This is a genomic window from Microtetraspora sp. AC03309, from assembly GCF_020826795.1.
In the GTDB taxonomy this organism is placed as follows: domain Bacteria; phylum Actinomycetota; class Actinomycetes; order Streptosporangiales; family Streptosporangiaceae; genus Microtetraspora; species Microtetraspora glauca.
In genome coordinates this window covers 127,718-146,581 of record NZ_JADDIL010000005.1, presented here as the reverse complement: position 1 = coordinate 146,581, position 18,864 = coordinate 127,718, and the positions used below count along the sequence as shown (strand labels likewise).

Here is an 18,864-nt window from a genome sequence, read left to right as displayed (position 1 = left end):
CATGACCGAGGCGGTGCCCGATGACCGCGGCCACGTACACCTCGGCCGCTCCCGAGGCCCCGCGCCGGCACGCGTTCAGCCGGTTCTGCCGCGCCTACGCCAAGCGGCCCGCCGGGCTGGCCGGGCTCGGCCTGCTCATCGCCTTCGGCGCGCTCGCCCTGGCGGCGCCGCTGTTCATCGGCGACGACCAGCTCAACGTGATCAAGGTGGACGGACCGCAGCTCTCGCCGCCCGTCGACGGGTACCCGCTCGGCACCGACCAGGCGGGGCGCTCGATCTTGCTGCTGGTCATCTGGGGCGCGCGCGAGTCGCTCAGCATCGGCCTCATCGCCACCGCGCTCACCGTGGTCCTCGGCAGCGCGGTCGGCCTGCTGGCCGGGCACTACCAGGGCTGGGTCGGCAAGATCCTGATGCACGTGACCGACTGGTTCATCGCGCTGCCCAGCCTGCCGCTGGCCATCTCGCTCTCCGCGGTGCTCGGCCAGGGCGCGGCGTCGATCACGATCGCCATCGCGGTCACCTCGTGGACCGCGACCGCCCGCCTCGTACGCGCCCAGACGCTCGCCGTCGAGGCGCGACCCTTCATCGAACGGGCGAAGGTGCTGGGCGCGGGGAACACGCAGATCATGATCAGGCATGTGCTGCCCAACGTCATGCCGCTGATCCTCGTCTCCAGCACGCTCACCGTCGCCTCGGCGATCCTGTCGGAGGCCACGCTGACCTTCCTCGGCCTCGGCGACCCGACCAGCGTGACCTGGGGCTCGATGCTCGAGGCGGCGTTCCTGGGCGGCGCGGTCACGGCGGGCGCGTGGTGGTATCTGATGCCGCCGGGCATCGCGATCCTCATCGTCGTGCTCGGTTTCACGCTCGTCGGCCGCGCCGTCGAGCACGTGCTCAACCCGAGGATGGTGGGCCGATGACGGCGCACGAGCGGACCACGGCACCGGAGGGACAGGCCGCCCCCATGCTCGACGTCCGTGACCTGCGGGTGAGCTACCGGAGCGGCGAGCAGACCGTGCCCGCCGTACGCGGCGTGAGCTTCACCCTCGACCGCGGCCAGACCCTCGGCATCGCGGGGGAGTCCGGTTCGGGCAAGTCCACGATGGCGCTCAGCCTGCTGCGGCTGCTGCCCGCCTCCGCCCAGGTGAGCGGCGAGGTCCTGTTCAAGGGAGAGGACCTGCTGACCGCCAGGTGGGCGCGGCTGCGCGCGGTGCGCTGGTCGGCGGCCTCCGTCGTGTTCCAGGGTGCGATGAGCGCACTCAACCCGGTGCGCACGATCGGCGAGCAGATCCGCGAGCCCATCCTGCTGCACGACAAGATCGGCCAGAGGGCGGCACGCGAGCGCGCCGCCGAGCTGCTCGACAGCGTGGGCGTGCCCTCGCGGCGGCTCGAGTCCTACCCGCACGAGTTCTCCGGCGGCCAGCGCCAGCGCATCATGATCGCGATGGCGCTAGCCTGCCGTCCCGACCTGATCATCGCCGACGAGCCGACCACCGCGCTCGACGTCATGGTCCAGGCGCAGGTGCTGAACCTGCTCGGCGAGCTGGTACGCGAGGCGGGCATCGGCGTCATCATGATCAGCCACGACCTGTCGGTGCTGTCGCACATGTGCGAACGGCTCGCCGTCATGTACGCCGGACGGATCACCGAGATCGGCCCGTCCAAGCAGCTCATCGCCGAGCCCCGGCACCCCTACACGCGGGCGCTGGGCCGGGCCTTCCCGACGATCGGCGACCCGGCCTCACGGCTCGCGCCCGCCGGGCTCCCCGGCGACCCGCCCACACCGTCCGAGCTGGCCAGGCTCAGTGAGGGCAGGGGCTGCGCGTTCGCACCGCGCTGCTCCGAGGTCATGGACGCCTGCCGTACCGACACCGTGGAACTGTGGCCGAGCGGTCCGCGGCGCGAGGCCGCGTGCCTGCACGTGCTGGAAGGGAGCGGGACGTGAAACCCGTGCTCGAAGTCCGCGACCTGACGGTCACCTATCCGGCGCGCAGGGGAGCCGCGCCCGCGCGCGCCGTCGACGGGGTGAACCTGCGGGTACGGCAAGGCGAGATCGTCGCGCTCGTCGGCGAGTCGGGATGCGGCAAGTCCACGCTCGCCAGAGCCCTGGTCGGGCTGGTGAAGCCGACCGGCGGCCAGGTGCTGAGCGACGGCGAGCCGCTCGGCTACTCCGCCGCCGCGCTGAAGGCCTACCGCCGCCACACCCAGCTCGTCCTGCAGGACCCGGGCGGCGCGCTCAACCCCAGGCAGAACGTCTTCGACGCCGTCGCCGAAGGGCCCAGGCTGCACGGCCTGACCGACCGGCTCGACGAGCGCGTGCACACCGCGCTCGCCAAGGCCGGGCTGCGGCCGCCCGAGCAGTTCGCGGGCCGTTTCCCGCACGAGATGTCCGGCGGCCAGCAGCAGCGCGTCGTCATCGCGGGGGCGCTCGCGCTCGAACCTTCGGTGATCGTCGCCGACGAGCCGGTGGCCTCGCTCGACGCCTCGGTCAGGGGCGAGATCCTCAAGCTGATCCTGGAGCTGCGCGACTCGCTCGGCCTGTCCGCGCTCGTCGTCAGCCACGATCTCGGCCTCGCCTGGAACATCGCGGACAGGGTCGCCGTCATGTATCTCGGCAGGATCGTCGAGACAGGTACGGTCGAGGAGGTCCTGCTCCGTCCCAAGCACCCCTACACCAGGGCGCTGCTGTCGGTGCTGCCCGACTCGGGCGAGCCGCCCGTGCTGCTCACCGGCGAGCCGCCGGACCCGACCTCCGTACCCGGCGGCTGCCGTTTCCACCCCCGATGCCCGCTCAGGGCGGCCGAGCGGGACCCGCGGTGCGACGGTGAGGACCTGCCCGTCCTGACCGGCGACCCGTCGGCGTCCAGCCTCGCCGCCTGCCACCTCGTCCAGTGAAGGAGACTCCCTCTGTGACCGCTTTCCTCCGTCCGCCCGCCCTGCGACCCGGCGCCCGTGTCGCCGTCGTCGCCGCCAGCAGCCCGCCGAACCAGGCCAACCTGGACCGCGGCCTGGCGGCGATGGAAGAGGTCGGCCTCAAGCCCGAGGTGTTCGCCTCCTCGCGGGTCGGCGGGACCGAGTACGACTACCTGGCGGGCGGCGACGCCCTCCGGGCGGCCGACCTGACCAAGGCGCTCGGCGACCCGGCCTTCGACGCGGTCTTCTGCGCCGGCGGCGGGTACGGCATGCAGCGCACCCTGGAACTGGTCGACTGGTCGGCGATCGACGCGGCCAGACCGAAGGTCGTGGTGGGCTACTCCGACGTGACCGCACTGCTGGAGGCGATCGCGGTCAAGCTCGGCTGGGCGTCCCTCTTCGGGCCCATGGTCGCCTGCGACGGCTTCTACCAGGGACCCGGCGAGTACGACTTCGACGAGCTGATGAAGCTGCTGTTCCACCCGGAGACGGTGACCGAACTGGTCTTCCCCGACGCCAGGACCGTCGTGCCCGGCGTCGCGGAGGGCCACACGCTCGGCGGCACGGCCACGCTGCTGGCCGCCTCCCTCGGCACCGACACGTCCCTGCCCGCCAGGGGGGCGATCCTCTTCCTCGAAGACGTGGACGAGGAGCTGTTCCGGATGGACCGCTACATCACCCAGCTCCGCCGGGCCAGCTACAGCGACGGCGTGGCCGGCATCCTGCTCGGCACGTTCACCAACTGCGGCGAGCCGCGCGACGTGGAGCGCATGCTGGTGGAGCGGCTGAGCGACCTCGGAGTGCCGGTCCTCGCCGGGGCGGACATCGGGCACGGCATCTCGATGCAGACCTACCCCATCGGCGTCCGGGCCCGGCTCGACACGGAAGCGGGCAGGTTGCGCTTCCTGGAGCCGGTGCTCACGTCCTGATATCTCCGCTGCCTGATCCTCTCCGCCCCGAGCCGGTCTCAACGTCGCACCGCCGTAACCGGCACCTCGCGCACGTCGACCGGCTCGGGGCCGCTCAGGCGATGGGCCCCGGGCCGGCGGCGCCGATGTGGGGGCGGGCGCATGCGTCCCGGCTCTGGTCGGCGCCGAGCGGGAGCACGGCCTCGACGATCGTGCCGCCACCGGGCGCAGGCCCGATCACGCAGATCCCGCCCAGCTCCGCGGCGCGTTCGCGCATCGACGCGAGCCCCATTCCCGACCCCGTCGGCGGCTCCGCGCGGAGCGTTCCAGAGGCGGGCCCGGCCGCCGGGCCGCGGCCGTCGTCGGAGACCCGCACCACCAGGCAGGAGGGGTCGCGCCGCAGCGAGACCAGTACGGAAAGGGCGCCCGCGTGCTTGCGCACGTTGGTCAGGCACTCCTGCACGATCCGGTAGGCAGCCAGCTCCACGGCCGAGGGCAGCTCCGCCGACTCGCCCTCGGTCCGTACCACCGCCGGCGGCGAGCTCCCGGCGGCCAGTGCCCGCACCGCGCCCACCAGGCCCAGCTCGTTCAGGACCGGCGGGCGCAGCCCGCGCGTCAGCACCCTGATCTCCTGGCTCACCGCGTCCATGCCGCTGCGCAGGCCGAGCAGGAGCCGGTCGGCGGACGCCGGGGTGGTCAGCAGGCTGATCCGGGCCATGTTGATCGACATGGCCATTCCGGCGAGCGCATGCCCGAGCCCGTCGTGCAGGTCCCGGTACAGGCGGCGGCGCTCCTCCTCCCGCGCGATCTCCAGGGCGGCAAGGACCCGCTCGTGCGAGCGGCGCAGTGCCGCGGCCAGCCGTACGGCGTGCGCCGCGTCGGCGACGTACGGGGTGAGCGCGGCCAGCGCCCGCTCGCCGCGACCGGCGGATATCCGGCGGCCGAGCAGCAGGAGGCCCACCCGCTCCCCGTGCCAGATGAGAGGCACCTCGCGGGACACGCCGCCGAGCTCACCCGCGACGGTCAGGGTGCCGTCCACGTCCACGTCCACGTCCACGGCCGCGCCGGAGACGGCCAGCCCCTCGCGTACGGCCTCGAGCACGGCCATGAGCGCGCTCTCCGGCTCGGCGGAGGACATCGCGTGCCGGACCCGCCGGGTCAGCTCTGCCAGATCGCCGGTGCCGCGAGACGTCGATCGCGGCCACCGCCACCGCGGCAGGCGAACGGATGGGACTCCGGCGATCCAGGTCACGCGGTCACCGTTCGGGCGTCGTCGCCGAGCAGCAGCAGGTAGCCGTCCTCCATGGTCGGCTCGCCCATCCGGGCGCCCTCCGGGGCGGAGCCGATGTTGCGGAACAACCCGTCGCCGGTGCGCCACGAGAGCACGCCCGCCCGCTGCTCCGAGAACCAGACCCGACCCTCGGCCAGCGCGCGCACGTCCTCCGGAGTTCCCTCGAACTCGCACCGGCCCGCCTTGACCACGACCACGCGGGTGCACAGGGCCGCGACGTCCTCGGTCTGGTGGGTGGACAGGACGACCGTCCGGCCCGCGCCGATCGTCAAGATCAGCTCGCGGAACCGCAGCCGCTGCTCGGGGTCCAGCCCGGCGGTCGGCTCGTCGAGCAGCAGCAGCTCGGGATCGCCGAGCAGCGCCTGCGCGATGCCGAGGCGCCGCCGCATCCCGCCCGACAGGGTCCGGATACGCCTGCCGCTGACCGGCGCGAGCCCGACCTCCTCGATCACCCGGCGCACCTCGTCGTGCCGGGCCCTCCGGTCGGTCATCTCCTTAAGGATCGCCACGTAGTCGACGAACTCGAACACGGTGAAGCCCCGCTGGTATCCCGGCTCCTGCGGCAGGTATCCCAGCCGCCGCCGGATCTCCAGCCGGTCCTTGGCCGGGTCCCGGCCGAGCAGCCGCAGCTCGCCCCGGTCCGGCGCGAGCACGGTCGCCAGCATCCTGATCAGCGTGGTCTTGCCCGCGCCGTTCGGCCCGAGCAGGCCGGTGACACCCGGGCGCGCGGTGAAAGTGAACCCGTCCAGGGAACGGGTGCGGCCGAACGCCTTCACCAGGCCGATCGCCTCGATCATCGAATCTCCTTGAGCATGGAGACCTCCGCCTTCAGGCGGGGGAGGACACGCGTCACGACGCCGCGCGGTGGATGCGAACAAACGTGCGATGGCGAAGCTGATCGCATGGTAGAACGTGAGGTGTGACGCAGCTGGTGAAGCGGGCCTACAAGTTCCGCTTCTATCCGACTCCCGTGCAGGCCGATGAGCTTGCCCGGACGTTCGGTTGTGTCCGTCTCGTCTACAACAAGGCATTGGAGGAGCGGACCCGCACCTACCGGCAGGAGAGCCGTCGCGTCTCCTATGGGGAGTCCTCGGCCGCGCTCACCGCGTGGAAGCGCACCGATGAGTTGGGCTTCCTGAACGAGGTGTCGGCGGTTCCGTTGCAGCAGGCGCTCCGCCACCTTCAGGCGGCCTTCGCGGGCTTCTTCGCCAGGCGGGCCAGGTATCCGACCTTCAACGCCAGGGTGAAGGTGGCTCGGGTGTACGCGCGGATCACCGATCGCCGCCGGGACTATTTGCACAAGGTCACCACACGGCTTGTTCGCGAGAACCAAGTGATCGCCGTGGAAGACCTGACCGTCCGCAACATGCTCGGTAACCACTCGCTGGCCCGTGCCGTCTCCGATGCGTCGTGGCGGGAGTTGCGTTCGATGCTGGAGTACAAGGCGGCGTGGTATGGGCGGGAGCTGGTGGTGGTCGGCCGCTGGTTCCCCTCCTCGAAGCTGTGCTCGGCGTGCGGGACCGTGCACAAGGCGATGCCGCTTTCCGTCCGGGAGTGGGTGTGCGCCTGCGGCGCCGTCCACGACCGGGATGTGAACGCGGCCAGGAACATCCTCGCCGCCGGGCTGGCGGAGAGGTGAAACGCCTGTGGAGCTGGTGTAAGACCTCAACGGATTCCTCTCCGGGCGGGCGACCGGCGGTGAAGCAGGAAGACCGACCTGCGAGGGCTGGAATCCCCTCCCTTCAGGAGGGGAGGATGTCAAGAGAACTCCTTGCGGCGTACGACGAGAAGGGCGACGGACGCGACGGCGACGACCGCGTAGCCGGCCTGGCTCGCGGCCCCGAACAGTACCGGATTCGGCTCGTGCAGGTTGGTCACGACCACCCCGGCCAGCCAGACCGCCCCCACGGCGATTCCGGAGTGGCGCGGGTCGAAGCGGCTGGACAGCGCGAGGGTCACCCCCGTCAGGGCGAGCGAGGGAAGCAGCCACGCGGCCATTCGCCACTCCCCGGCCCGGCCGCCGTCCAGCACGGCCCATCCCGTCACGAACGCGAGCACCGACGAGGTGCCGAGCACCAGCGCGGCGCGCATCAGCATCAGCCGGAACATCGAGTACGGCGCGGCCAGGCCGATCTCGTGGGCCGGATCGCCGTACGGGCCGAAGGCCAGCGCGACCCCGGCGACCGGCAGGATCGGGGCGATCGCCAGATAGGCGAGCAGCCCCCACCGGGTGGTCTCGCCTGAGGCCAGCGCGGCGAACAGCAGCGCCAGCGAGGAGGCCGCGATCCACTGGAGGCGCAGCGAGGACGCAGCGGACAGCAGCCGGGCCGTGTGCCCGCGCATCCCGGCCGCGCGTAGCAGCCGCTCGAGCGGTCCGGGCACCGGCGCGTCCACCGCGTCGGCGACGCCGGCCCACACCCGGTCCAGGCGGCTCACCGGCACGTGCGGCGCGAGCAGGTCCCGGCACCGGTCACAGGCGAGCAGGTGGGCCTCGACCGACGCGGCAAGCGTCGGCCCCATCTCGCCGTCCAGGTACGCGACGGCCATCGCGCCGTCCATGTGCCACGCGTTCACGCCAGCTCCTCCCTCAACATCGTCCGGGCGCGCATCATCCGGGTCTTGACCGTCCCCGCCGGGATGCCGAGCAGCCGCCCGGCCTCCCGGGTGGTCAGCCCGTCAAGCACGGTCGCCTGGACGACCGCGCGCAGTTCGGGGGAGAGCCTGTTCATCGCCTGGCCGAGTTCGCCGTACTCGATGCCGAGCAGCACCTGCTCCTCGGCCGAGATCATGACCTGCTCGTACGCGGGGAGCGGCACCGCCGGGCGGCGGCGGAGCTGGTCGAGCAGCCGGCGGATGCCGATGCCCCAGATCCACGCGGCGACCTCGCCCTGGCCCTTCCATTTGCCTGCCGTACGCCAGACGGCCACGAAGGTGTCCTGCACCGCCTCGTCCACCAGGGCGGGGTCGGCGCACCGGCGGGTCAGCCGGATGACGAGCCACGGTGCGTGCCGGGCGTACAGGACTTCGAGGGCCCGGCGGTCCTGGTCGGTGACGGCGTCCACCAAGCGGGCGTCCGTCCAGGTCTCGTGCTCGTTCATGAGGGCCCGTCCGTCTGCCTGGCCGTCTGCCTGTCCATCGGTGTCACGCCTCTTTGTCGCATCCCGGGTCCCCGGCGGTTCACGAACCAGGTGCGGCATTTTTACCGACAAGCGGGACATGATGCGAAGAAGGCTGATCCCGCTAATTGTCCTGTCCGCGCTGTCCGTGATGTGCGCGGTGACATCGTGCTCGGCCGGCACGCCGCTCGACGCGCCGCCCGGCACCGGGAAGATCATCATCGACGCCGACATGGGCGAGCTCAACGACGACGCCCAGGCACTGCTCCTGCTCGCCGCGACTGCGGACGTCGAGGTGCTCGGCGTCACCACGGTCGGCGGCAACACCTGGCCGGAGGAGGGCACCGCCTACGCGCTGCGCCAGCTCGAACTGATCGGCAGGGCCGACGTCCCGGTGGTGACGGGGGAGGCCGGCACGCCCGCGCCCAGGCAGGGCTACCGGGGCGCCCTGGACCGGGCGCGGCCGAGGTCCCACCGCGCCCTGGCCGCCCCGCCGTACGGCGGATACGCGAAGGCGGAACCCACCGGGGGGAGCGCGGCGGACTTCATCGCCGACCAGGTGAGGCGGCACCCCGGCGAGGTGACCGTCTTCGCGCTCGGCCCGGCGACCAACCTGGCCCGCGCCGTACGCGAGCACCCCGACATGGTGCCCCTGGTCCGGCAGATCGTCGTACTCGGCGACGACGCGGAGAGCGAGGAGTTCAACCGCTGGTTCGACCCGGCGGCCTCGCGTGTGGTGTTCGACGCGCCGTTCCGGCGCAGGCTGGTCGTCCCGCTGGAGGTGGCGGAGCGGATCACCATGGGCCGGGACACCTACGATCGGGTGGTCGCGGCGGGGGACTCCCCGGTCGCCCGGCTCTTCGCGGCGGTCGAGGGGCCCCGCTTCGCGGCGGATCCCGGCCACCGGATGTTCGTCTGGGACGCGGTGGCCGCGGCCGTCTTCCTCCGCCCGGAGATCGTCCCGGACGCCGAGACCGACGCCGGCGGCTCGACCGTGCTCGACATCGACGAGGACCGCTTCTGGGACCTCTACACCACGCGGATCACGGGGATCACCCGGAACGGCGGAGAGCCGGCCCGGAGTCCCGGACCGGCTCGTTGAGGGCCGGCGTCCGGTCAGCGCGTCCCTTCTTCACTGCAGGTGGCTCAAGGTTCCGGTGCGCAGGTCGAGCAGGCATGTGCCGCAGGTGGAGCTGACGATCACCGCATCGGGACCTGCCCAGGCCCGTACGTTGTCGAGGCCCTCGACGGGGAAGCTTCGGCGCACCTTTCCCGTCGCCGAGTCGACCAGGTCGACCTTGTCGTTCTCCGCGAGCGCGGCGATCGTCCGGCCGTCGGGGGACGTCCTGCCGTCTCCGTAAGGCTCGTAGGGAAGGGTGCGCGCGATGGAGCCGTCGAGTCTCGTCACGGTCGTCTTCCCAACGCTGAAGGAGACGACGCCGTCCCGGCTCCAGCCGCCGAACCTGCCGCACGGAAAGCTCTCGACCTGGTCGTCACGCTGGAGGTCGATGACAACCGCGTCCTCGTCCAGATGTGGGGCGCAGGCGGCCAGGTAGCGGCCGTCGAGGGAGAAGCCCGACCAGGCGAGCAGTTTGTCGAATCGTTCCGGGAGACCTGTCACGTCGCCGGTGGCGACGTCCCTGACCACCGCGTGCTCGTGTTCGTCGCTGTAGTAGGCGACCTTCCGTCCGTCGGGGCTGATCACGAAATCGCGGGCGGCCCCGCCCGAGTCGCGGAGGACCCAGCGTCTCCCTGACGTCGTGACCACGTGCCACCGGTACTGGTCGCCGGTCTCGTCGAAGGGGTCGTCCAACTGGTAGGCGTACCGGATGGCGTCGTCGAGCAGCGGCGGCAGGTCCTCCGCTCTGGGCGGGGGCTCGTAGGAGATCGGGGGCGAATACCGCCCGGTGAACGAGGTGATCACCGGGGCGGTCCGTACGAGGATCGGCGCCAGGACGGTGACCGTCGCCACCAGGCAGGACAGCAGGATCGTCCGCCGGACGCGATACCGCTTCGTCAGGATGGCCAGCCGGGAGACATCCGGGACGGCTGGCTCTACCGCCAGCGACTGCCGTGCGTCGGCCATGCGCAGGACCTTGGCCTGGGACCAGCCGAACAGGTCGGCGACGTCTCCCTCCGACCACCCGTCGTGATCCAACGCGACCGTGATGGCACGGCGGCCGCGCGAGGGACGCAGCGGCGACAGGAAGCGGCGGTAGAGCGTGAAGTAGGCGTCCTTTCACGATCAGAGGGAGCGCGCGGTGGAACGGCGTGGTTCCTGGGAACCGCCTACGCCCGAGGCGAGCGGGCTGTGGCCCGCCGAACCGGGCGGTTGGCGGCGGATGCGCCCGATGGCCCTCGACAGGAAGCGCACGTCGTCGAGCGGGCGGTCGAGCGGGCGGTCGATCGGCTGAAGAGTCTTCCAGCCGTTGCCACCCGCTCGACGAGCGCGTCTACGTCCACCTCGGCACCGTGACCGTGGCAGCCCTGGTGATCCGGGTCCGTACGTGATCCGAGCAAGCGGCTCTAGACGGTCGTCTTCTTGGGGATGGCGTCGTCGTAGGGCGCGTCGCTCCGGCCGTAGGTCCGGTGCACCAGCATGTACACGGCGCCGATCGCGATGACGACCGCCCCGGACAGCGGCACGATGTAGTTGTCGTACCAGGGGGCGTCCGGCGTGCGGGGCCAGGACATGTTGACCATCGCGATGACGCCGTAGACGAGGGCCGCGATGTTGACTGGCAGGCCCCAGCGGCCGAGGCGGTACTTCCCGCTCGGCTGCCAGCCCTTGAGGCGGGCGCGCAGCGCGGCCAGGACGACCATCTGGAAGGCGAGGTAGATGCCGAGCGCGGCGAAGCTGATCACCTTGGCCAGGGCGTTCTCCGACGCTTTCGAGCCGATGACGATCACGGCGGGCACGACGGCCGCGACGAGCAGCGCGTACGGCGGCACGTGGCGCTTCTGGGAGAACTTCTTCAGGAACCGGCTGCCCAAGATCATGTCGTCGCGGCCGTAGCTGTAGGCGAGTCGGCTCGCGGCGGCCTGCAGGCTCATCGCGCAGGAGAGGAACGAGATCAGCACGATGGCCAGGACCATCTTGGAGGCGACGGGCCCGAACGCCTGGTCGAGCAGGGTGGTGACCGGGTCGGTGTCCTGGCCGGCGATCACCGCGGGGATGTCGGCGACGGAGAGCACGAGAGCGAGGCAGACGAACGTGGCCGCCGCGCCGCCGATGTAGATCGTGCGGCGCATGGCCTTGGGGATGAGCCGGCCCGGGTCGGGCACCTCCTCGGCCACGTCGCCGCACGCCTCGAAGCCGTAGTACTGGTAGACACCGATGAGGCCGGCCGCGGCGAAGGCCCACATGTAGCTGCCGCCGCCGCCCGCGCCGAAGGAGTCGAACAGCACGCTCAGGTTGTGGTTGCGGTGGGTGAGCAGCAGCCAGCCGCCGACCGCCAGCGCTCCGATGATCTCCGCGGTGAAACCGATGATGGCGGCGGTCGCCAGGACCTTGGTGCCCATGAAGTTCACGATGGTGGCAACGGCCAGGATGGCCAGGGCGCAGATGATCGTGGTGTCCACGGTGGGTGTGAAGCCGAACATCGTGGCGATGTAGGGGCCGGCGCCGTAGACGACCGAGGCGATCGTGACGAGCAGGGCGACGAGGTACACCCACCCGGTCATCCAGGCGTACCGGCGGCCCCACAGGCGCCGGGCCCACGGATAGACGCCGCCGACGACGGGGTACTGGGCGACGACCTCGCTGAAGATCAGCGCGACGAGGAACTGACCGACGCCGACGATGACGAAGCTCCAGATCATCGGCGGGCCGCCGGTCGCCAGGGCGTAGGCGAACAGGGAGTACACCCCCACGACGGGGGACAGGTAGGTGAAGCCGAGGGAGAAGTTCGCCCAGGGAGTCATGTCCCGCTTGAACTCGGATTGGTAACCGAGCGAGGCCAGGTGGGCGGCGTCGCTGTCGTTTCGCTCCGGTGAGATCGACGTACTCATGGGGGCTCCGATGTCTGTGCGGAGAAGGCGTGCGATAGGCGGACCCGGACGGCGGTACGGGGAAAAGGACCGGCAGGTGGTCCGTATGATTGCGGCTAGCCTCGTGGGGCCGGATGGTCGGAAAAACTACAATTTCATTTGTTATCGCACAAGTGTCACGAGGTAATTCCTTGTTCATCTCTGGCCGACGGAGGGAGTGAGAGGGTGCGGCGCGCGTCTGCGCCACGGGCGGCCCTGCTCTCCCCGCTGACCACCGCGGGCCGGGCCGACGAGGTCGTCCACCGGGTCGGCAAGGCCATCGAGCTCGGGCTTCTGGTCGACGGCGAGCAGCTCCCCACGGAGGTGGAGTTCGCCAACCAGCTCGGGGTCTCGCCCATGACCCTGAGAGAGGCGCTGGCGATCCTGCGCCGGCAGGGCCTGGTCGAGACCCGCCGGGGCCGGACCGGAGGCACCTTCGTACGTCACCCGGCCAACCCGCCCGTCGAGGAGATGGCCGAGCGGTTGCAGGCGATCCCCGTCTCGGCGCTGCGCGACCTGGCGGACGAGCAGTTGGCGGTGTCGGGGCTGTCCGCCAAGCTCGCCGCGGAACGGGCGTCGAGAGCGGGCGTTCGCCGCCTGCTCACGCTCGTCGACCAGCTCGCCTCGGCCGGCGGCCTGGGAGCGCGCATCCGCGCCGACAGCCGCTTCCACATCGAGGTGGCCATCGCCTCCCAGTCCGAACGGCTGACCCGCCTCGAGATCAACCTGCAGGCCGAGACCGCGGGGATGCTCTGGCTGCCGTACGGGACGGAGCCGCGGCTGGGCGACGTGGTCGCCGACCACCACGCCATCGCCACGGCCATAGCCGAGGAGGACGGCGAGCAGGCGAGGCTGCTCGCCGAGCGCCATGTGCAACGCAACCTGCGCAGGCTCACCGAGCTCCACCTGTTGCTTGCCGAACGAGGTTCAACGGAGGGCGAGATTGACTCCTGAAAGCCTTTCACCGCCGAGCGGTCCGGAGAACGGCGGCGCCGAGCGCGTGGCCGAGCGGATCAGGGCGCTGCTCGGAGGGGTGTTCGACGCGCTCGACGAGCTCGGCGCCGAGGTGGTCCGGCGGCGGCGCGCCCTGCTCGACGAGGGCCGCCGGCTGAAGGAGGCCCACCTCGGCATGCTGGAGCCCTTCATCAAGGAGGAGCTGGCCAGGAGGCCGATGGCCGACGGCCTGGGCTTCCTCGCCGCGCCGGACGTCATCGGCGGTGTCGAGCGCTACATCCACTGGTGGCACCGCACGGGCGACGCGGTCGCCCGGATGCGGCTGAACTTCGATCCGACCAGTGTCGACCTGTACGACTACCTCCAGATGGACTGGTTCGTCGCGGCCAGGGACCGCGGGGAACACGCGGTGTTCGGTCCGTACGTCGACTACACGGGCGCCAACCGCTACGTGCTCACGCTCACCGTCCCCGTGTCCGACGAAATCTTCCTCGGGGTCGCCGGCGCCGACCTGGCCATGAGCGACGTCGAGCCGGCCCTGCTGAGGGCCCTCCGCTCGGCCGGGCGGGACGCGTTGCTGGTCAGCGCCGAGCGGCGGGTCGTCGCGGCCAACACCCCGCGTTGGGTGGTCGGCTCCCGGCTGCCGTCGATGCCGCGCCCCCATGAGGGGGAGTTCGTTGAGGTCTGCCCGGTGGGCCTGGACAGCGGCTGGGTCGTGGCGCTCGCCGAGAACGAGTAACCCTCCAGGTCCCCCGACGTCGTCCGGGGCCGAGCCGCGCCCGGACTCCTTTACCGCCCCGATCGTGGGCGACCTCTTGACATAAAGACTCTAGTTTTAGAGTATTTCGGCCAACCTTGCTCGTCCAACGGTTTGGAGAGTCCATGACGGTCACACCGCCTGATGCCGCCCCACGGCTGGACATCGCCGATCCGAGCTTCTCGATCACGTCGGACCTCGTCCACGAGGCGCGGGAGCGCAGCTGGTACGCCCGGACCAACTACGGGATCGCGATCCTGCGCTACGACGAGGTCAGCCGGTTGCTCAAGCACCCCAAGCTCCGCCAGGGCAGCGCGGCCTGGCCGGCGCACAACGGCGTCACCGAGGGGCCGTTCGCCGACTGGTTCGCGAGCTGGGTGCTGAACAAGGAGGGCGAGGAGCACCACCGCCTGCGCCGCCTGATGAACCCGGCGTTCTCGTCCAAGCTGATCGGCGGCCTGGTCCCCAGGTTCCAGGCGCTGGCCACGGAGCTCATCGACGGGTTCGCCGAGCCCGGCCGTTGCGAGTTCGTCGCGGAGTTCGCCGAGCCGTACGCGGCCCGGGTCATCGCGATCATGCTCGGCCTGCCGGAGCACGAATGGCCGATCATCGCGCGGGAGTCCGCGACCATCGGCCTGGCGATGGGGATCACCCTGCGCCAGGACCTGCCCAAGATCGAGGAAGCCCTGCGGAGCCTCTACGCGTACGCCGACGCGCTCATCGCCGACCGGCGCGGGGCTGAGCGTGACGACTTCGTCTCCGCGCTGGTCAAGGCCAACCGCGACTCCGACAGGCTCAGCGACGCCGAGCTGCGGGACGCGCTGGTCCTGCTCATCTTCGGCGGCTACGACACCACCCGGAACCAGCTCGGGCTGGCCATGCAGACCTTCATGCGGCATCCCGACCAGTGGAGGCTGCTCGCCGAGCGCCCCGAACTCGGTGGAAAGGCGGTCGAAGAGGTCATGCGGGTCAACCCGACCGTTCGCTGGGTCACCCGCGAGGCCCTGGAGGACTTCACCTTCGCCGGCCTCGACATCGAGGCCGGTACCACCGTGCACCTCTTCAGCGAGTCGGCCGGCACCGACCCCCGGGCCTTCGGCGAGAGCGCCTTCGACATCACCGCCGAGCGCAAGCCGCACGTCGGATTCGGCGGCGGAGCCCACCACTGCCTCGGCCACTTCGTCGCGCGCAGCGACATGAGCGAGGCACTGCCGCTCCTGGCCCGCCGGATGCGCGACCCCCACATCGACGGGCGGGACGAGTGGTTGCCGGACTCCGGCAACACCGGCCCGATCCGCCTCCCCATCGCCTTCACCCCGGCACCCTGAACCGTCCACGTCCCAAGGAGCACACCATGCGGATCATCGTCGACCTGGCCACGTGCCAGGATCATGGCCAGTGCGCCATCGCCGCCCCCGCCGTCTTCCAGATGGACGACGAGGGCAGGCTCGTCTACGAGGGCGACCCCGACGAGTCCTACCGCTTCGAAGTAGAGGAGGCCGCGGACGTCTGCCCCGTCCAGGCCATCCTCATCGAGGACTGACATGTCCGCCCGCGTCGCCGTGGTCGGCGCCTCCCTGGCGGGTCTGCGCGCGGCCGAGCAACTGCGGTCGGCCGGATTCGTCGGACCTGTCACGGTCTTCGGCGAGGAACCGTATCCGCCCTACAACCGGCCGCCGCTGTCCAAGGAGGTGCTGTCCGCCCCGGGGGACGCAGACCCCCACCGGCTGCACGGCATGGTGGCGTTCCGGCGCCGCGCCGCGGTCGGCGACGTCGACTTCCGGCTCGGCCGGAGGGTGGTCGGATCCGACCTGGCCGGGGGAGTGCTCCGGCTCGGGGACGGGTCGCGGGAGACCTTCGACGCGCTGGTGGTGGCGACCGGGCTGCGGCCGCGGCGGCTGCCCCTGCCCGGTCCCGCGGCCGGCCGGTTCGTCCTCCGTACGCTGGACGACTGCGTCAGCCTGCGCGTCGCGCTCCTGCCCGGTGCCCGCGTCGTGGTGATCGGAGCCGGATTCATCGGCTGCGAGGTCGCCGCGACCGCGCTGGGCAAGGGATGCCGGGTGACCGTCGTCGAACCCGCCGGCGCGCCGATGAACCGCGTGCTCGGCGAGCGACTCGGCCAGGCGGTCCAGCGGCACCACGAGCGCGCCGGGATGACGTTCGTCATCGGCCACGCGCCCGCCGCCTACCTCGGCGACGCGGCGGTGAGCGGTGTCGAGCTCGACGACGGCCGCGTCCTCGACGCCGATCTCGTCATCGAGGCCGTCGGCTCCACGCCCAACGTCGAGTGGCTGGACGGCCACCCGGGACTCGACCTGTCCGACGGCGTCCTGTGCGACAACCGCCTGGCCGTCGTGGGCGCGGACGTCGCCGTCGCCGTCGGCGACGTCGCGCGCTTCCCCAACCCCCTCTTCGACGACGTGCCCCGCCGCGTCGAGCACTGGTCGATCCCGACGGACACGGCCAGGCGCGCGGCGGCGACCCTGACCGCCCTGCTGGCCGGGACGGAGCCGGACCCGGCACCGTTCACACCCATCCCGTCGTTCTGGAGCGACCAGCTCGACCTCCGCTTCCAGAGTTACGGCTCGCCCGGCCTGGCCGACGAGGTACGCGTCCACGAGGGCGACCTCGACGACGTGCGAGCCGGGCTCCTCGCCACGTTCCACCGGCGGTCGGCCCACGTGGGCACCGTCGCGATCAACCTGTCCCCCGCCCGTCAACGCGAGCTGCGCGAGGCGTTCACCGTGCTCGCCTCCGCCGCCTGACCCACGAACCTCGAGGCATCCATGACGGACATCACCACTCCCACCGCACTGGACCTGCACCGGCAGCGCAACACGGCCACCGGTGCCCTGGACGAGATCCGCGGCCTGATCGCCGAGTCCGGCGTCGAGTACCTCTACTACCAGGCGGTCACGATCACCGGCCGCGTCGTCGGCAAGGTCGTCCCCGCCAGGCACCTGGCCCGCAACGCGGAGAAGGGGGTGCAACTCCACCGCACGGCCGTCGCGAACCTCCAGGCCGACCGAGCCGGCAACCTCCTCGGAGGCGGCGCCGAGGCCGCGGAGTTCACCGCGCTCCCCGACCTCGACACGTTCGCGGTCCTTCCGTGGGACACGTCGATCGGCCGCTTCTTCTGCCGGCTGTACGAGCCGGACCACCGGCCCGGCGTCGGAGGGCAGCCGCTCGCCACGGACGTGCGCGGGAACCTCATCCGCCTGCACGCCGACTTCACCGAGCGGACCGGTCTGGAGCTGCGCTCCGGATGCGAGCCGGAGATGACCTGGACCGGCCCCGGCCTCGACGCGCGGTTCCGCCCGGGGTCCAGCCCGGCGTACCACGTGGACCACCTGGAGCGGTACCGCCCCATCTACCAGAAGGTCATCGCGTACGCGCAGGCGCTGGGCCTGGACATGATCGAGGGTGACTACGAGGACCCGGGACAGCTCGAACTCAACTGGATGTTCGACCACGCGGACCTGACGGCCGACCGGCTCGTCGTCTACCGGCAGATCTGCCGCCAGGTGGCCCGCGAGCTCGGCGTAAAGGCGAGCTTCATGCCCAAGCCCGCGACCGGGATGATGGGCAACGGCTGCCACCACAACCTCAGCCTCTGGCGCGGCGACCAGAACGTCCTGGCCGACCCCGGCGTCACGGAGCTGCACCTGACCGAGATCGGCAGGCACGCCCTGGGCGGCATCCTGACGCACGCCGCCGGTTCCATGGCGATCATGGGCTCCACCGTCAACTCGTACAAGCGTTACTGGGACTCCGGGCAGTTCGCCCCTTCGCAGATCAACTGGGGCATGGACAACAAGACCTGCACGGTCCGCCTGTCCGCCAACGGCCGCCTCGAGTTCAAGCTCCCCGACGCCATGGTCAACCCGTACCTCTCGCACGCCGCGTTGCTGGCGGCGATCGACGACGGCATCGCCAACCGGATCGACCCGGGGCCCGCCCAGAGCGGTTCCAGCTACACCGGCGAGACGGGATTCGCCAGGCTTCCGCTGACCCTCGGGGAGGCCCTCGACGCGTTCGAGGCCGACCAGGTCGTCAAGGAGGCCCTCGGCTCCGAGCTCGTCGAGCTCTACAGCCGGTTCAAGACCGACGAGTGGGCCCGGTTCTGCGGTGTCGTCACCGACTGGGAGCACACGATGTACTCGGAGGACGCGCCGTGAGCGAGCGACACGAGACCCTGCGGCTGGCCTGCATCGACTCCGACGCGCCGCCGCTGTTCCTCCTGGACGATCCGGTCCACGGACGCCGGGGATACGAGCCCGCGGTCGGCGAGCTCCTCGCGGCGGAACTCGGCCGCACGCTGGAGTGGGTCTACCTGCCCTGGAACGACATGATCCCCGCCGTCCGGCGGGGAGACGCCGACGGCGTCCTGTGCGGCCAGGGGATCATCCCCTCCCGCCTGGAGCAGGCCGACTTCACCCGCCCGTACGCCGTCTTCCACGAGTCCGTGCTGGTCCGCCGCGGCGATCCGATCTCCTCGCCCGAGGACCTGCGCGGCCGCCGCGTGGCCGCGATCTCCGGCAGCACGAACATGGCGCTCCTGAAGACCTTCGAGGGAGCCGTTCCCGTCGAGTTCGGCGACTCCGACGACGTCTTCGGCGACATGCTGGCCGCGCTCAGGTCCGGCGAGGTGGACGGCGTCGTCGACGACGACGTGGTGTTCGTTCCGCTGGGGCGGCACCCCGACTTCGAGCTGGCCTTCACCGTACGCACGGGGAACCGCTGGGGCATCGCCGTCTCCAAGAGCCGGCCCGAGACGCTGGCCTCCCTTGACCGGGCGCTGGGCGCGGTCATCGGCGACGGCCGCCTGGCCGCGGTGTGGGCGGAGTGGCTGCCCGACCTGGAATACCCGTTCGCCGCGGGAGGCGTGGTCTGATC

Annotated in this window: 19 protein-coding genes; 13 read left to right on the top strand and 6 right to left on the bottom strand. The window is 71.3% G+C overall.

The annotated features are described in order from the left end of the window. Positions 1-20: 20 nt before the first annotated feature. Genes IMZ11_RS04620 through IMZ11_RS04605 form a run of 4 tightly spaced genes read left to right on the top strand, consistent with a single transcriptional unit; the run spans position 21 to position 3,842 of the window. Complete coding sequence (locus tag IMZ11_RS04620) at positions 21-920, top strand: ABC transporter permease (protein WP_228637791.1); 900 nt, start codon at positions 21-23, stop codon at positions 918-920. Next, positions 917-1,945 carry an ABC transporter ATP-binding protein gene (locus tag IMZ11_RS04615; RefSeq protein ID WP_228637789.1) on the top strand — a complete coding sequence of 343 codons (1,029 nt, stop codon included), beginning with the start codon at positions 917-919 and terminating at the stop codon, positions 1,943-1,945. Before IMZ11_RS04620 ends, IMZ11_RS04615 begins: the two co-directional genes overlap by 4 nt. Next, positions 1,942-2,895: an ABC transporter ATP-binding protein gene (locus IMZ11_RS04610; protein ID WP_374462095.1), complete on the top strand. Its 954-nt coding sequence runs from the start codon at positions 1,942-1,944 to the stop codon at positions 2,893-2,895. Before IMZ11_RS04615 ends, IMZ11_RS04610 begins: the two co-directional genes overlap by 4 nt. 14 nt (positions 2,896-2,909) lie before the next feature. Next, positions 2,910-3,842, top strand: coding sequence for an LD-carboxypeptidase (locus tag IMZ11_RS04605; RefSeq protein WP_228637787.1), 933 nt, complete (start codon positions 2,910-2,912; stop codon positions 3,840-3,842). 94 nt (positions 3,843-3,936) lie between these two features. On the opposite strand, the gene IMZ11_RS04600 is transcribed toward IMZ11_RS04605, so the two are convergent. Next, complete coding sequence (locus IMZ11_RS04600) at positions 3,937-5,073, bottom strand: ATP-binding protein (protein WP_228637785.1); 1,137 nt, start codon at positions 5,071-5,073, stop codon at positions 3,937-3,939. Then, positions 5,070-5,909, bottom strand: a complete 840-nt coding sequence (locus IMZ11_RS04595; protein WP_228637783.1) for an ATP-binding cassette domain-containing protein — start codon at positions 5,907-5,909, stop codon at positions 5,070-5,072. Before IMZ11_RS04595 ends, IMZ11_RS04600 begins: the two co-directional genes overlap by 4 nt. Before the next feature lie 122 nt (positions 5,910-6,031). On the opposite strand from IMZ11_RS04595, the gene IMZ11_RS04590 reads away from it, so the two are divergent. Further along, the gene (locus IMZ11_RS04590) at positions 6,032-6,751 is read left to right on the top strand and encodes a transposase (protein ID WP_228637780.1); all 720 of its coding nucleotides are present in this window, start codon (positions 6,032-6,034) and stop codon (positions 6,749-6,751) included. A 119-nt stretch (positions 6,752-6,870) separates the two neighbouring features. Here IMZ11_RS04590 and IMZ11_RS04585 read toward each other — a convergent pair whose 3' ends face one another. Beyond that, complete coding sequence (locus IMZ11_RS04585) at positions 6,871-7,686, bottom strand: anti-sigma factor (protein WP_228637778.1); 816 nt, start codon at positions 7,684-7,686, stop codon at positions 6,871-6,873. Beyond that, complete coding sequence (locus IMZ11_RS04580; RefSeq protein ID WP_228637776.1) at positions 7,683-8,210, bottom strand: RNA polymerase sigma factor; 528 nt, start codon at positions 8,208-8,210, stop codon at positions 7,683-7,685. Before IMZ11_RS04580 ends, IMZ11_RS04585 begins: the two co-directional genes overlap by 4 nt. Positions 8,211-8,328: 118 nt before the next feature. Between IMZ11_RS04580 and IMZ11_RS04575 the strand changes: the two genes are divergently transcribed. Beyond that, positions 8,329-9,330: a nucleoside hydrolase gene (locus tag IMZ11_RS04575; RefSeq protein ID WP_228637774.1), complete on the top strand. Its 1,002-nt coding sequence runs from the start codon at positions 8,329-8,331 to the stop codon at positions 9,328-9,330. 30 nt (positions 9,331-9,360) lie between these two features. On the opposite strand, the gene IMZ11_RS04570 is transcribed toward IMZ11_RS04575, so the two are convergent. Both IMZ11_RS04570 and IMZ11_RS04565 read right to left on the bottom strand, forming a co-directional pair. After that, complete coding sequence (locus tag IMZ11_RS04570; RefSeq protein ID WP_228637772.1) at positions 9,361-10,386, bottom strand: hypothetical protein; 1,026 nt, start codon at positions 10,384-10,386, stop codon at positions 9,361-9,363. A 368-nt stretch (positions 10,387-10,754) separates the two neighbouring features. Then, positions 10,755-12,239, bottom strand: coding sequence for an APC family permease (locus IMZ11_RS04565; protein WP_228637770.1), 1,485 nt, complete (start codon positions 12,237-12,239; stop codon positions 10,755-10,757). 204 nt (positions 12,240-12,443) lie between these two features. Between IMZ11_RS04565 and IMZ11_RS04560 the strand changes: the two genes are divergently transcribed. From IMZ11_RS04560 to IMZ11_RS04530, 7 genes are all read left to right on the top strand, one after another. Then, entirely contained in the window at positions 12,444-13,211 is a 768-nt protein-coding gene (locus IMZ11_RS04560) for a FadR/GntR family transcriptional regulator (protein ID WP_228637768.1), read from the top strand. Continuing rightward, positions 13,201-13,950: a cache domain-containing protein gene (locus IMZ11_RS04555; RefSeq protein WP_228637766.1), complete on the top strand. Its 750-nt coding sequence runs from the start codon at positions 13,201-13,203 to the stop codon at positions 13,948-13,950. The genes IMZ11_RS04560 and IMZ11_RS04555 overlap by 11 nt, the downstream gene beginning before the upstream one ends. A gap of 143 nt (positions 13,951-14,093) precedes the next feature. Then, positions 14,094-15,296 (top strand): cytochrome P450, encoded by a 1,203-nt coding sequence (locus IMZ11_RS04550; protein ID WP_228637764.1) that lies wholly within the window; start codon positions 14,094-14,096, stop codon positions 15,294-15,296. A gap of 26 nt (positions 15,297-15,322) precedes the next feature. Beyond that, positions 15,323-15,511 (top strand): ferredoxin, encoded by a 189-nt coding sequence (locus IMZ11_RS04545; RefSeq protein WP_228637762.1) that lies wholly within the window; start codon positions 15,323-15,325, stop codon positions 15,509-15,511. 1 nt (position 15,512) lies between these two features. Next, a complete protein-coding gene (locus IMZ11_RS04540) occupies positions 15,513-16,733 on the top strand; it encodes an NAD(P)/FAD-dependent oxidoreductase (RefSeq protein ID WP_228637760.1) in 1,221 nt (406 codons plus the stop codon). Positions 16,734-16,754: 21 nt separating this feature from the next. Next, positions 16,755-18,146: a glutamine synthetase family protein gene (locus tag IMZ11_RS04535; RefSeq protein ID WP_228637758.1), complete on the top strand. Its 1,392-nt coding sequence runs from the start codon at positions 16,755-16,757 to the stop codon at positions 18,144-18,146. Then, positions 18,143-18,862, top strand: coding sequence for an ABC transporter substrate-binding protein (locus tag IMZ11_RS04530; protein ID WP_228637755.1), 720 nt, complete (start codon positions 18,143-18,145; stop codon positions 18,860-18,862). Before IMZ11_RS04535 ends, IMZ11_RS04530 begins: the two co-directional genes overlap by 4 nt. Positions 18,863-18,864 lie beyond the last annotated feature (2 nt).

Bases quoted from the DNA above. Each gene is read 5' to 3' on its own strand.
- IMZ11_RS04620 (WP_228637791.1), top strand. From the start codon at position 21: ATGACCGCGGCCACGTACACCTCGGCCGCTCCCGAGGCCCCGCGCCGG.
- IMZ11_RS04615 (WP_228637789.1), top strand. From the start codon at position 917: ATGACGGCGCACGAGCGGACCACGGCACCGGAGGGACAGGCCGCCCCC.
- IMZ11_RS04545 (WP_228637762.1), top strand. From the start codon at position 15,323: ATGCGGATCATCGTCGACCTGGCCACGTGCCAGGATCATGGCCAGTGC.
- IMZ11_RS04540 (WP_228637760.1), top strand. From the start codon at position 15,513: ATGTCCGCCCGCGTCGCCGTGGTCGGCGCCTCCCTGGCGGGTCTGCGC.
- IMZ11_RS04595 (WP_228637783.1), bottom strand. From the start codon at position 5,909: ATGATCGAGGCGATCGGCCTGGTGAAGGCGTTCGGCCGCACCCGTTCC.
- IMZ11_RS04580 (WP_228637776.1), bottom strand. From the start codon at position 8,210: ATGAACGAGCACGAGACCTGGACGGACGCCCGCTTGGTGGACGCCGTC.
- IMZ11_RS04535 (WP_228637758.1), top strand. From the start codon at position 16,755: ATGACGGACATCACCACTCCCACCGCACTGGACCTGCACCGGCAGCGC.
- IMZ11_RS04575 (WP_228637774.1), top strand. From the start codon at position 8,329: ATGATGCGAAGAAGGCTGATCCCGCTAATTGTCCTGTCCGCGCTGTCC.
- IMZ11_RS04550 (WP_228637764.1), top strand. From the start codon at position 14,094: ATGACGGTCACACCGCCTGATGCCGCCCCACGGCTGGACATCGCCGAT.
- IMZ11_RS04565 (WP_228637770.1), bottom strand. From the start codon at position 12,239: ATGAGTACGTCGATCTCACCGGAGCGAAACGACAGCGACGCCGCCCAC.